The sequence below is a fragment of the Pseudotabrizicola algicola genome (assembly GCF_010915705.1).
In the GTDB taxonomy this organism is placed as follows: Bacteria; Pseudomonadota; Alphaproteobacteria; order Rhodobacterales; family Rhodobacteraceae; genus Pseudotabrizicola; species Pseudotabrizicola algicola.
Genome location: NZ_JAAIKE010000003.1, coordinates 36,129 through 51,562 on the forward strand (window position 1 = coordinate 36,129; position 15,434 = coordinate 51,562).

At 64.8% G+C, this 15,434-nt stretch carries 1 protein-coding gene (only partly in view); it reads left to right on the forward strand.

Features of this window, described 5'->3' with window-relative positions; translation table 11 throughout:
- Nucleotides 1–15,434, forward strand: partial view of a calcium-binding protein gene (locus G3572_RS10100; protein WP_164611401.1) — the 5' portion only. The gene runs 13,843 nt beyond the window's last position; 15,434 of the gene's 29,277 nt are visible here — the first part of the coding sequence; it begins with the start codon at nt 1–3; its stop codon lies off the right edge, out of view.

The following is a 15,434-nucleotide window of genomic DNA, read 5'->3' on the forward strand; positions in this document are numbered from 1 at the left end:
TTGCCACACTTGCCGCGCAACCGGCACGACCGGCGCCGCGCGCGGAGCATCGAGCGGCGATCCGGGTTCAAGCGGGTGGGGACGCGCGAGGATGTTGCGCGGCACTTGCAACTGGACCCGATGGAACAACGCATCCTGTTGAACGCCGATGTGCTGGCGTTCGATCTGGCGGCAACCTTCTCGGACCAGCGCGACCGCGATCTGCTCGTGCAACTGTACACGGAAACCCAGCAGGCTGCCGAAGGCGAAACCCAGGTGCGGCAGGTGCAAATCCTTGATGCCTCGAACCGGCGGATACTGGCCTTCGGCGACCTGTCCGAAATCTCGGCCATTTCCATCAGCGGCAACGCGGGCGCCAACAACGTCATTTTCGACGCCCGCAGCTTTGGGCCGGATAGCACGATCTCGTTGTCGTTCGACGGTCGTCGCGGCACGGATCGCCTGACGTTTCTGACGGATAATGACGTGACCTGGACGGTCAACGCAGCCAATGCAGGGAGCGCGACAGACGGCTTTGCGACCGTGAACTTCTCGCGTGTCGAATGGCTGGAGGGCGATGCCGGAAACCAGGATGAATTCCACGTTACTGCAACGGGCCGTCTGAGTGGCGGCATCGACGGGGGGGCCGGCGGCTTCGATACGCTTGTATTGGGCGAAGGCACTTACAAATCGGTGCGCTACAACACCATTGACGAACATTCCGGCGTCATCCTGCGCAATGCCAACGCCCTGTATTTCACGGGGCTGGAGCCGATCATCGACAACACGGTGACTGCAAACCGGATCGTCGACATCTCGCCGTCCGTGTCCACGCCGACGACCGCGCTTCTGACAACCGGCAGCACGCTGGATTTTCTGTTGTCCGGCCCGGCCTTCGAGTCTCTGGAATTCCGCGCGCCCACGACCAGCCTGACCATCCTGAGCTCTGCACCAACGGCGGATGTGTCGCTGACCATTGCCGGATTCTCGCAGAACTTTCGTGGCAACCTGACGGTCCAGACCGAAAACATTTCGGTTGCCAGCGGGGTGCAGATCGGCACCGCGGCGGGACGGGTGGGGAATGTTACCCTCGCGGCCGCCGATGTCTCCAACCTCGGGTCCGTCGGCCTGTCTGCCATGCTGGGCATTGTCGACGTGCAAAGCACGGTGCAGGTGGCGGGCAGCATCTTTTCGTCAGGCGTGGTGGCGCTGACCGCCGCGGCGACGCGGATCGGCGATGCGGCCGGGGTTATCCCTGCGCCGGGCGCGCCTGCGTCGGCCCTGCAACTGCCCCGCCTGACGGCGCTCGCCGCGCTGTCGGGCACCGCCGTCATCGATGCAGCGGCCTTTCTGCTGGAGGCCGCGACGCATCTGGAGATTGACATCGACGCGTCGGATTCTGCCTTCACGGGCCTGATGCAGACGGTGTTTGCCCGCAGCTCTACGCAAGCGCTTGTGTCCTCGGGGGCAAACGTGCGCGTGGGCACCGGCACTGCGCCGGGCGAAACTGCCAGCGCGGTGGTGCGCGCCGCCGATACCACCAACATCCGCGTTGACCTGACGACGAATGATACGGCGCTGACTTCGGGTCTGGCCGCAGCCGGACGGTTGCTGGATGACTACGGCCTGTCTTTCGCCGTCGTCGACGTGACGCGCAACACGCAGGCGCTGGTGCAGGGCAGCGTGTTCGGGCGGGCCGGATCGGGCGCACTTGCGGTCGAGGCGCTGAATGACGGGGTGATCGTCAACCGCGTGAATTCCGGCTTGGTGGGCGTGACCTACATCAATGCGACCGACGATGTGCGGGCATCGGTGAGCGGCAGCACCGTGCAAGGCGCAGCGCTTTCCTTGCTGGCACAGAACACCAGCCGCTATGAAAGCGCTGCAAAGGTCGCCATCAACACCGTCTCGGGCGAAACCATTGCCCGCTTGTCGGGCGGCTCTGCATCTGTTGGCGCGCTGTCGGTCAGGGCGGTGGATTCGACCTTGCTTTCGGCCACCTCGTCCGATTTTGCTGCTGCGCTTGACAGCTTCCTCGGCATCGATCTGGGCATCGCGGTCGCTGTGAACCAGATGGACAAGGATGTGACCGCGGAGATCAGCGGCACGGTCGTCAGTGCCACGGGCGCGGTGGGCGTCGAGGCCGAGAACGAACAGGTCCTTCTGTCGAGCGCCGAAGCGATGGTGCTGCTTTACGGCCTTGCGGACCTCAACACCTACCGGCTTGGTGTGGGCGGCGCGATTTCGTCGAACGAGATGATGGGCAGCACCGTGGCTGCAATCACCGGCGGTGCAAATGTGACGGCGGGCGGCGCGATCACCGTCGATGCCACGAATGCCGCATTGATGGACAGCCGCACCGTTGCCACCACCACCGCTTCGGGCGGGGACAATCTGGCGGTCGGTGTGGCGGTCGCCTTCAACCTGGTCGGCTTCGATGTCGACAACATTTTCCTGTTGGGGATCGACACGCTGCTTGGTCTGGGGCTGGGGGCCACCGAACGCCCGTCCGAGGCGCGCGCCCATGTGACGGGCGCAGTGCTGTCGGCGGGCGGTGCCATTGCCGTTGCGGCGACCAACCGCAGCCTGATGAACGCCACGGTGTCGAATGTCACCAAATCCGACGCGCTCGGCGGGTTTACCAACGATGCCAGCGGCAAGGCCTTTGCCTTCATCTTCGCCAGCAACAAGGTATCGTCGAAGACCACGGCGGAAATCATTGATGGCCCGTCGGCCGATGCCATTTCGGCTGGCGGAACCGTCCGGGTGGAAGCCAAGGATGAAAGCGGGATCTGGGCCAATACCAAACTGCTCAATTCCTCGGTCACCACCAACGATGGCGGCGCCACGCAGATCGACACCGCACTGGGCATTCTGGCACCCGCGCGCTTTCGCACCGATGGCGCGACGGTCACCAATGCCTCGGGCCAGACGGTGGCCGCATCGCAGACCATCAGTTTTGGCGACCGGATCGGTCTTGCACCGGGGTATGAGGCGACAGGCGACGCCGACGGCGTGGCGGGAACCGTCTACCGGTTCATGGGCGGCAGCCCGACCGTGCTGGACCTGACGCAGGTCGACTTCACCAATCTGGATTTCTGGAAGCCGGTGCTGGAAACCGAAATCGTGCCGACGGGCATCAGCCTGACCGATGGCGGCAGTGTCGGTGTCGGCGGCCTTGCCGTGCGCAACGAGGTCGGCAGCCATACGGTTGCCCGCATCGCAGACATCGACGTTACCGCCGCAGGCGACGTCATTGTGAAGGCGCTTCAGGCCCTGACGCTGGAAGCCAATTCCGAAGTCAGCGTCGAAAGTTCGGGCGGCAGTTCGATTGACGGTGAAGGCGATTCCATTGCCGTGGGTGGCGCAATCGCTGTGAACACCGCGAATGCCTCGGCGCTGGCTGAAATCGCGCGGGGCGCGGATGTGACATCGTCGGCGGGCAAGGTCACGGTTGACGCGCAGAACACTGCCAAGGTCACGGCGGACCTGAGCGCGATGATGGTGTCTGCGGGCGATACCGTCGGCGTGCTGCTGGCCTTCAACACCTTGGGCTATGCGCCGACAAATCTGCTGTTCCAGACCCTTGATGCACTGATCGGCACCGATATCGGCCCCAAGACCCCGTCTGACACGACGGCCCGCATCATCGATTCCGATGTGGCCGGTCAGGAGGGTGTCGAGGTTTCTGCGGTGAACAAGGCCAGCCTGTTCGCCACGGTCAACACCGATGTTTCCGCCTTTTCAGAGGCGGTCCAAGGGGCGGCGGCCAAGACAGGCCAGGGCATCCTGTCGTCCAACATGCTGGCGGGGGCCGCGCGCGCCTATATTGACGATACCGACACCACGGCCTCCGACCATCAGGTGCTGTCTGGGTCCGGCAGCGTTACCGTCAATGCGGATGATGTGGTTCTTCTGAATTCCGAAACGCGTCTGGCCACCGGTGCCAAGCGCAACAACGATGCGGGCGTCGGGTTTGTCAACAGCTTTGCCCAGACCCTTCTGGACAGCTACCAATACACCACCAAATCCGGCACCAAGACGCTGAACTTTGGCGACAAGGTTTATGTCGCATCGGATTATTCGGGCGCGTCCGCAGGCAAGGTGTTCCAGTACATGGGTGCCGGTCCGACGCCGGTCAATCTGGGCACTGTCAATTTTGACACCGCGCAGGCGCTGGATTTCTGGAAGGAAGTCGACGAAACCAACGTCATTCCCGATGCGATCGGCAAGATGCTGGTCAAGGGCATGGGAATGGATAACGGATCGGCCAAGGCCTATTCCGTCGTCATCACCCGCAACGAGGCAGAAGGCGGCGCCATCGCCTTCATCGACGATTACACGGTCACGGGCCGCACGGGCGTGAGCGTCAGCGCGCGCGAAGCGGCAACCTTGACGGCTCTGGAATCCTCGACTGTCAATGCCGCCAACAGCTATGGCGGCATCATGGCGACGAACGAGCTTAACAGCCGTGCCGCAGCCTCCATCACCGACAGCACCGTGCGCGCCGCAGCCGGCGATGTGACCGTGCAGGCGTTCAATCTGGCCGTGCTTGATGCCACCACCGTTACCAAGATGAGCGGCTCGGCGGAAACAGTCGGTGTGCTGATCGCTTTCAACTCGGTCGGGTTTGACGGGAGCAATCTGGCGTTCCAACTGGTCGATGCGCTGTTGGGATCGGATTATCTGATCGAAAAGGACCCGGTCGGTGCCGTCGCCTATATCGAGGATTCCGACGTTTCCGCCGGCGGTGCCGTTGCCGTGGTGGCCGAGGCGCGGGAAGTTCTGACCGAGCTTACCGCTGTCGACGCGCAACTGCTTGATGACATCGGCGATGTCTCGGACGATGAAGATGACATCGCCGATGACGCCGCCGCAATCGCCCTGCTGGAAGACGAGTTCGCCGCCGCCGGCATCGAATTCGAAGGCAGCCTTTCGGTCGAGACGATTGCCCTGCAAAACCTCTGGTATGTGACCGACAGTTCCGGGCGCGTATGGCAGGTGCGGGCGGCACCGGGCAGCGGCGCGCTGGAAGTGGCGCGTGTCAATCTTCTGGACGCGACTGTCGGGAACGAATCCAACTCGGTCGCCAAGAACGACCGCGCCCTGTTCGACGCGGTGGTCGAGGGCGACAAGAAGGGCAACGAGGGCAAGGAACTCAAGGACCTCAAATATGGCGCCACCGGTGCCGCGGGCGGAGGCGTTCTTGCCACCAACCGCATGGCTTCGGAAACCAAGGCGTGGATTTCCAACCGCACCGCCGACCATACCAGCGAACAAACCGTATCGGGCCTGCGCGCCGGAACGCGTGTGCAGGTGGGCAGCGATGTCTACGAATACATCGGCCCCGACCTCTTGCGTGTGACCGAATTCGACTACACCAGCCGTTTCGCAGTTCCGCAACTGGAAACCGGCGACCGCATCCGCCTGCACGCGGCGATGGGCGGCTATGCCGAAGGCACGATTCTGGAATGGTCGGGCGCCAACCGGACCGACGCCAGCATCAGCGCGCTGCTTGCCTCGAACCCTGCGCAGTTCAGCGTGGTCAACCCCGCGTTGGCGATCAACCTGTCAAATGCGAGCCAGTCTTATGCGACGTCGGCCAACTGGGCCCTGCGCACGCCGAACATGCCGGCGGGCGTGGTGACGGCAGGTAATGGCGTCACTGTGCGCGCAGATGACAGCGCCAACATCCGGGCGGCAACCTCGCTCGAGGTGTCGGCCATCGTCGAGAACAACATGAACGCGTTCCGTGACATCGCGGCGCAGGTCATCGAAAGCAGCTACAGCTATACCACCAAATCCGGCACCCAGTTCCTGAACACCGGCGATCTGGTGCGCATTGCCACCGACGGACCCGCCGGATTCCAGGGCAAGGTGTTCCGCTATCTGGGCCTTGGCGGGCTGGTGAATCTGGGCGGGCTGGACGCAGCGGCGCTGCAAAGCATCGCGTGGCAGGATACCTCGGGCAACACCACAATTGCAGACGCCTTCCCGAACTTCGGCAATCTTGCCAACAGCGATTCCCGTGCAATCGGCGGGATTATCGTTACCAACGACGTGCGTGGCCTTGCCACGGCGCGCGTCGAGAACGTGGCGATCACCGCGACGGGCGGGGACATCAGCATTTCCGCCGCCGAGGCCGCGACACTGATCGCGGGCCTGTCGTCCACCGTCACCTCGTCGGGGGGCAGCGCGTGGGGATCGGGCGTCTCGCTGGCCGTCAATGCGCAGATTGCCACCAACATGGTGCAGGCATCGGCCACCACACAGGTGCGCAATGCCACGCTGCTGGCCGAAGCGGGCGACATCGTGGTGCGCGCCGACAATTCCGCCGTGCTGGATTCCAAGGTGCTGAGCACGACGAACACCGGCGATACCGGCGTGGGTGTGACGTTGGCCTTCAACACGCTTGGCTGGAAAGCGTCGAACCTTCTGTTCAACATCATCGACAGCATCCTTGCCGATCCGCTGATTTCCGAGGCGCTGAACGGCGAAAACCCGGCTCAGGCCAAGGCAACAGTGGAAAACACCCGCCTTGAGGCCGCAGAGTCGATCGAGGTCGAGGCGCAGTCGCTGGAACTGCTGAACGCGACGGTCTCGAATGCGACCGTTTCCGCTGCCGGGGCGCTGAAGGACGCGTCGGGCAAAAGCGTCGGTGTGGTGCTGGCGTCGAACAAGGTCAGCGGGCGGGCAACCGCGGAAATCGTCAACGCGGGCCAGGTGGTCATCGCGGGTGGCGATGTGTCGGTGCGCGCCGAAGACAACATCCTGCTGCATGCCAATTCCAAGATCGTGTCGGAATCGACCACCAGCAACGATGGCGGCGCAGCCGTTCTGCAACAAGGCATCAACTCTGCCATACCGGTGGATTGGGTCGCCCGGCCGGGGGCCATCCAGCAAGTCGACGTGAAGTTCGGCCATCGTGTCCGGCTGGCGCCAGACTTTGACGGCGACGGCGATGCCGGGTCGATCTATGTGTTCATGGGGGCCGACGCGCTGGGTGCCGGCATGGACATCAACGCGCAGGATTATACCAACACCGACCTGTGGAAACTGGCGACCGAAAGCCAGCTCGTGCCGACGGGCTACAACGTGACTGACAGCGATTCCATCGGCGTCGGCACGATGCTGGTCTATAACGATCTGCGCTCGCAGGTGCTGGCACAGATCGTCAACACGCCAGTCACGACCACGGATGGCGACATCACTGTCACGGCGGTCGAAAACGCGACGATGAACGCTCTGGTCGATGCCGCCACCAGTTCTTCGGGCGGGTCGGTGCAGGGGACCGGCACTTCGGTGGCTGTGGGGGCGATCATTGCCACTAACCTGATGCTGGGCGGTGCCACCGCGCGGGTGATCGATAGCACGCTGACCGCAGGCGAGCAGGCCGCCTCTGGCAAGGGCAACATCACCGTCGCGGCGCGGAACACCGCCGACATGCTGGCCGACAACACCGCGCTGGTCGCAACTGGCGATACTGGCGTCGGCGTATTCCTCGCCTTCAACTCGGTCGGGTGGCAACCGTCCAACATTCTGTTCAATACCATTGACGCCCTGCTGGGTGATCCGCTGATCTCGGGCGCCTTCAACGGCGAGACGCCGGTCAACGCCGACGCCTATGTGCTCAACAGCACGCTTGCTGCCGCCGGGCAGGTCACGGTGAACGCAGAGAACGACGGCACCATCAGCGCGACGACCTCGAACCAGACGACGTCAGCGGCCAGCGCGTTCACCGATGCCTCGGGCACCGCGGTGGGTGCCGTGGTGGCGATGAACAAGCTGTCGGGCGCGGCCCGCGCCTATATCGATGTGGCGCAACATCGCAGCACCGACGGACAGGTCCGCGTCGCCACGGGGGACCGTGTGCTTGCGGCCAATGGAACCGTCTATCAGCGCACAGGAGGTGGCGGGATTCTGAACCTTGCCGCCCAGAATTACAGCGGCGCCGGCTGGACGGCGGTGCAAGGCACGTCGGGCTATGTGAACAGCGTGAATGCCGGGCGCGGCGTTGCCGTGACGGCGCGCGATGTCAACAAGATCGATGCCGAAAACCTGAACGAGGTCGTGACCACGGTCAAGAATGACGGCGGCCTCAGCATCGTGCTGTCGACGCTGAATACCTTGGCGAACGATTATGCCTATACCACGAAATCGGGCGAGCAGCGCAACCTGCTGACCGGGGAAAAGGTGCTGATCGCCTCTGACTACGACCCTGACCGGGGCGAGATCGGGGCGATGTACATCTATGTCGGCGCTCCGCGCACGGGCACGCCGGTGGACCTTGGCACCATCGATTATGCCACCAGTGCGGACTGGCTGAAGATCGATCCGCTTGATTTTGCCTCGATGCTGCCTCCGGGCATAAATCTGAACGTGTCCGACAGCGATGCCACGGCAGGCGGCGGCATGGTGGCGTTGAACGATGTGCGGGGCCGCGTCGAGGCCCGCGTCAATGATGCGGATGTGACATCAAGGACCGGCGATATCATCGTCCGCGCCGTCGAGCAGGCCGAGATCGATGTCTCGAACATCGGCACGGTCAAGGCTGACGGCGGCAGTTTCTTTAGCGGCAAAGGCACCACGCTTGCCGTAAACGCCCTGATTGCCACCAATCTCGTGCAAGCCCGCGCGACCGCGACCGTCGAAGGCAGCAGCCTTGACGCCGATGCCGGCAACGTGGCGGTGACAGCCGAAAATCTTGCCCGCATTCACAGCACCATCGACATGGAAACCATCGCCGAAGGTGGTGGCTCGTCGATTGGCATCGGGGTGACGCTGGCGTTCAACTCTATCGGCACGGCCAGCCAGAACTTCCTGTTCAACACGGTCGACGCGCTGTTCGGGCTGTTGCCCGCACAGGAAATCCCCAGCGAGGCGCGGGCGCGCATCACGGGCAGCGATGTCGAGGCGTCGGGCACCATCACGGTCGACGCCCGTTCCGACATGGACCTGCACGCGCAGATCCTGAACGCGGCTCTGGCAACCTCGGTCTCGCTGGACGACAACACCTCGGTTTCGGTCGCGCCCATCGTGGCCCTGAACCGGGGCAGCAGCGGTGCCTACGCCGAAATCCGCAACGCCGGCAACGTCACGGCGGGGGGCGCCATCGGTGTGACCGCTGCCGACACCAGCCGGATTCTGGCCGAAGTGGTTTCGGCGGCAGCATCGCTCTCGGTCGGCACCGGCAAGGCGCTGTCGGTTGCGGTGGCGACGACCTTTGCCCGCAACACGCTGCGGTCGGTGGTGGACGCGGGCATCCATGCCACCGGCACGCTGGTCAACCCGCTTACGGCGGGCGGCGGTCTTACGGTCAGTGCTCTGCGTCAAGCCAGCATCGAGGCGACCTCGGCTGCGGTCGCGGCCAGCCTTTCCGTATCAGCCTCGGGCGGGCGGTCCATCGGTGTTTCGGTGGGCGGCGCTGTGGCAGTCAACCGCATCTTCGGCGCGGCGGATGCCAGCATCGAAGGGTCGGTCGTGCGGGCGGGTGCGGTGACGGTCGACGCGCGCAGCACCGATCTGCTTGACGCCAAGGTCGTTGCCGTAGCGGCCAGCGCCTCGGTGTCGCTGGGCGGCGACAGCACGGCAGTCGCCGTGGGCGTTTCGGTCGCCGACAACCTGATCGGCTGGCAGGATGCGCCGGTCTCGGCCAGTTTTACCAATACCCAGACCGCAACGCTGACAAATGGCACCATAGTGCGGGCGGTGGAGGGCGCGCATAGCGGGCGCTCCTTCCGCTATATCGGCCAGACCCAGACCCAGCCGACCGATCTGTCGGTTGCCGATTTTGGCGATACGCAGGCGTGGCAGCAAGTCGGGTTGTCGCGCGAGGGCATGCTGACCTCGGCCCATATCGACAACAGTTCCATCCTCGCCCCCGCTTCGGGGGCACCCGATGTCGTGGTGCAGGCGCTGACCGAACAGCGCATCGTGGCAACCGTGCTGGCCGGTGCGGTGGCGCTGGCTGCGGGCAAGGGGGGCGTGTCGTTCGGCGGCGCGGGCGCGTTTGCGCGCAACCGCATCGCGTCGGATACGACCGCATCGATCACCGGGCAGGGTCCCGCCGCGCTTACAGTGAACAGCGCGCGGATCGAGGCGTTTGACCGCTCGTCCATCGACGCGCTGACCGGCGCGGCCTCGGTCGCCGGACAGATCGGCGGCGGCAGTGCGGCAACGTCTATCTCCTTGGGCGTTGGCATAGCGCTGAACGAGATTTCCAATCTGGCGACGGCCCATATCACCAACGCTACGCTGGCCGCGACCGGCACCGGCACAGGCGGAGGGACGGGCGGAACACCGACCCCGTCCTCGGTGCATGTCGGCGCCTATGTCGCGGGCGGCGTGCGTCTGCAGATCAACTCCCCCACCGTCACCGCCGCGCAGCTTGATGATGCCGCCGAAGAGGCGATGCTGGAAGGTCCGAACAGAACCGTGATCCGCGATTCCGCGGATCTGATCGGGGACGTGAACATTCTCAACACCCTGCGCGGGCTTCTGAACGGACAACTCGGGGCGGCCGAACAGATTACAGGCCAGCTCAAGCTGTCGAAATCGCGGTTCGGCGCATGGGTCGCGGTTACCGAGGACGGCCGCAGCTTCAACCTGCGGTTCGAAGGCGGGCGTCTCGTCGCCGAGCGCGCGTCGATCAACTCGATAGCCTTTGCAGCGTCGATCGGGGCGTCGTTCTCGCCGCAAAGTGCGGTGGCGGTCAGCGGTGCGGGCGCCTATGCCGAAAACGTCATCACCGGCGGCGCGGTTGCGCGCATCACCGGCTCTGACGTGACGGCTGTCGGGGATGTGGTCGTAGAGGCAGAGAACCAGTCCACCATCAATGCCGCTGTCGTTGCCGCCTCGCTGGCACTGTCGGTGTCCGGCTCTACCGGCGTCGGCGTGTCCATCGGGGTGGCCATTGCGCGCAACTTCATCGGGCAGACCCGGACCGGCGCGCCCGATGCGATGCTTGTGCAAGCCTATACGTCGAATTCCCGTGTGGTCAGCAGCGGAGGGGGCCTGTCCATCACCGCCGACGCGGCGCAGGACATCACCTCGCTTACCTTTGCCGGTTCGGCTGCGATTGCTGCCGGATCGACCGGCGTGGCCGTCAGCGGGTCGGGCGTTTGGAACGAAAATGCGGTAAATGTTAACGTGCTTGCGGCCATTGATGGCGCGTTGCCATCGGCACCGGGCCTGAACGTGGATGCGAGCCTGATCACCGTATCGGCCCGCAACGCATCCGAGATTACGGCTCTTGCAGGAGCGGCCTCGATCGGAGTGGCGCTTGGGTCCACCGGCATCGCGGTGTCTGTGGGGCTGGGGCTGGCACAGAACCGGATCGGTGGTGCGGTCGAGGCGCGGGTGCTCAATGCCAACGGCGGGGTACGCGCGCGTAACGGCGGGATTTCGGTTGCTGCCGAAGATGCCGCCAAGATCTCGGTTCTGTCTGCCGCCGCGTCGCTGGCCGCCGGCTTCGGATCAACCGGCGTCGCCATCAGCGGTGCAGGCGCGGAAGCCACCAACCGCATCAACACAACCACACGGGCCCATGTCACCGGCAGTGACCTCCGCGCTCCGGCGGGTGCCGTGACGGTCGAGGCTGACGCGACAGGCGAAATTCGTGCGCTGGTGCTGGCGGCTTCGGCAGCCATCGCGGCAGGCTCGACCGGTGTCGGCGCGTCCATCGGCGTGGCCGTCGCGCGCAACCTGATCGGATATCAGCAGACCAACGTTGCCGCTGTGAACACCACCGAGCAATCGGTGGACGGGCTGACCAAGAATGTAACCACGGTCCGGATTCTGGAAGGCGCGCGCAAAGGCGATGTCTATCGCTACATCGGCGACACGGTCGGCTTGTCGGACAATGACGGGCGGGCTTATGCGCTGAACAGTCAGGATTATTCCGACGTCAACGCGTGGCGGTTGATCAACCTTGGCGAAAGCCGGGCCGTGATCGCGGCCGAAATCGTCGGATCTACAGTCACGGCGCAGGGGGCGGTCACGGTCGATGCCAGGGCTGCGCAATCGATCAAGGCCGCCACGGTGGCCGGGTCGGTCGCCATTGCGGCAGGCTCGGTTGGCGTCGCGGTTTCGGGCAGCGGCGCGGGCATCGAGAACCGTATCGCCACCAACGTCACCGCCCGTATCGCAGGGCCGGGGACGACCACCGCGCATCATGTCGTGGTGAATGCCGACGATATATCGACCATTGACGCCGTCGCCGCCGCCTTCAGCATTTCGGCAGCCTTCGGGGCGACCGGCATCAGCGTTGCGGTCGGAGTGTCGATTGCGATCAACGAAATCGTCAACAACGTCGTCGCCGCAATCGATCCGGGCGCGACCGTCACCACCATCGGCACGAACGAGCGTGGCGCAGGCGTGACGGTTTCGGCCTCCACCCCCGAACTGCCGTTGTCTGGCGGACCGGCACCCATTGTATTGACCGGTCTGAGCGCGGCAAACCTGAACGACGCGGCGGCTGTAGACACCGATGAAGATGGCAATCCCATCGCCGCCGATGTCACCGGAGACCGCAACATCCTGAACAATCTGCGGAGCCGGATGATTGCCGCGGGGCTGACCGTGGTGGGCGATTTGCGCATCAGCGTGGTCCGCGAAGGCCAGGCCTGGACGGTGATCGACGCCGAGGGCACTGCCTTTGCGCTTCAGCGCAATGGCGACAATTACGCTGTGCAGCGGGCGGGCATCAATGCGCTGTCGGCTGCGGCGGCCATCGGAGCGGGCTTCGGCTCTCTGGGGCTCGGCGTGGCCGGGGCAGGGGCGATTGCGCTCAACTCTATCCGCACCAACGTGACCGCCCGCGCCGACGGCGCGACGATCGTCACCAATGGCGGTGGCAATGTCGTGATTGACGCACGCTCGGCCACCCAGATCAGCGCGGCGGTTCTGTCGGTCTCGCTGGCGGTGGGGGCCGGTGCCGTGGGCATCGGCGTCGGCATCGGCGTTTCGGTTGCGATGAACTTCATCGGTCGCGATCTGACCGGCACCATCATCACGGATTCCGGCAAGGTTTCGGCCTTTGCGCGCAACACCTCCATCCTGTCCGGCGGCGCGCTGGTGGTCGAGGCGAACAGCGCCCAGTCCATCCGTGCGATCACTGTGGCAGGTGCCGTCGCCCTTGCGGCGGGCAAGGTGGGTGTCGGCATCTCGGGGGCGGGCGTCTATGCGGAAAACCGCATCAATGCCACGACCGAGGCGTTCATCCAGGGTGGATCGACAACCGTGTCGGCCACATCGGTCACCGTGCTGGCGAATGACGTGTCATCCATAGACGCGGTTGGCGGGGCAGTCGCCATCGCTTTTGCTGCCGGCGCAGTGGGCGTGGGCGTATCGGTCGGCGTGGCCATCGGCCAGAACACCATCACCAGCACCGTGCGGTCGGAAATTCTTGGTGTGACCAACTTTGTCGAGGCCCGGATCGGACATGTCGAGGTGCGCGCGGCGAATGCTGCAGTGATCAACTCGATCACGGCGGCGGCTTCGGTGGCGATTGGTTTTGGCGTGGCCGGCATCAGTTTTGCCGGAGCAGGCGCCTTCGCCCGCAACATTGTCGAAACCGTGACCGTTGCCGCGATCACCACCTCGACGGTGCGGACGCTGGGCCCGACGGGCGACGTCATCGTGCGTGCGACCGGTGATGCACGGATCAACGCGCTGATCATTGCCGCCTCGGCCGCGATTGGCGGTGGTGCAGTCGGTGTGGGCGTGTCCATCGGTGTTTCGGTGGCAGAAAACCGTGTCGGCAACGGGCCGGGCAAGGGTGTCTTTGCCCGCATAACTGGCAGCACGGTCACAGCCGGGCGCGACGTGATCGTGGACGCCCGCATGGACCGGGCGCAGATCGATGCGACCGTCGTGGCGCTCTCTGTCGCTCTGGCGGGCGGTGCGGTGGCCGTTTCGGGCGCAGGCGCAGGCGCAGATGCAAAGAATACTCTGGGCTACGCGGTGATCGCGGAAATCGCGGGCAGCACGGTCAATGCGGCGGACGACCGTGTGATTGTCGATGCCTATGATACCAGCGTGATTTCCAGCTATGTTGGGGCCGCGGCCATCGCGGGGTCGGTCGGCGCGTTTGGCGGATCGGCTTCCGTTGCGGTGTCGCTTTCGGAAAACCGCGTCAGCAACGATGTTGTGGCCCGCATCACAGGTTCCAGCGTTTCGGCCCGTGACGTGTCGGTGACGGCGCAAGATACATCAACCATCACGGCTGCCGCCGAGGCTGCCGCCGTGGCGGTTTCGCTCAGCATCGGCGTCACTGTGTCCGGTTCTGGCGCGCGCACCGTAGCAAGCAACACCAACCGGGTGTCGGCCGAGGTGTCTGGCTCGGGCTTGGGCAATTTCATCAACCTGACCGGATCTCTGCGGGTTTCGGCCACGGCCACCCCCAGCCTGACCGCGAGCACAGGCGTCGCGTCGGTATCGCTTGGCCTTGCCTCACTGGCCGCGGGGGGCGGCGTGGTGCAGGTCACGGCAACTCCGGTTGTCGATGCCTATGTCCGGAATGTACGGGTTGTCGCGGATGAGGTATCCGTCACCGCGCGCGGGCAGGTGCATGGCCGCGGCATCGCCTATGGCATGTCGGTGTCGACAGGGTTGTCGATGGGGGCGAACGTGGTCAATGTGACCACATCGCCGGTGATCAACGCCGGGGTGGGCGGGTCCAGTTCCAGCTTCACCGTGCGCAATCTGGACGTGACCGCGCGGACCGAACGCAACGCGGGCCGCCTGACGGGCGACGCCTATGCCGCGTCTTCGGCCGGTGGTCTGTTGCTGGGCGCCACCTCGACCCGTGCGACGGTTACGAACAACGAAACGGTGCAGGCGCGTCTTCTGTCGGGGGCGAACATTTCGTCTTCGGGGCTGGTCAACGTTTCGGCTGTCGGGCGCATCGCGCAAAAGGCCGATGCCAATTCGGCAGCGGTCGGGCTGATCGGCGCGGGGTCTTCCGTTGCGATTGCGCAATCCAATGCAACCGTGCGCGCCGTGGTCGACGAAAACGTGGTGCTGACAGGCAACCGGCTGGCCGTGACTGCCAATGGCGAAGCGTCGAACATCGCTGACACCACCGCCGGGTCGGGCGGATTGGTTGCGGGCGCAGGCGCAACGCCCACCAGCACCACCCGCGCCCAGATCGTGGCGTTGATCGCCGACGGAGCCATTGTAACGCTGAACGGACCTGCCGGACGGCTGGACATGGGTGCTTCGCATGTCGCGCGGCCCAACACTCTGGTCAAAACCGAAGGTTATGGCCTGATCGCCGGAACGGGCGCCGAGGCGAACACGCTGGTCGATGCCGATGTTATCACCCGTATCGGCAGCGAGGACAATGACACCCAAGGTGCCACCGTCACGGCACGCGACATCGCGTTGACGGCCACCAACACCGTCGACAAGCCCGCGGTCGCCGGCAAAAACCTCGATGGCGACGCCGGTGGTCT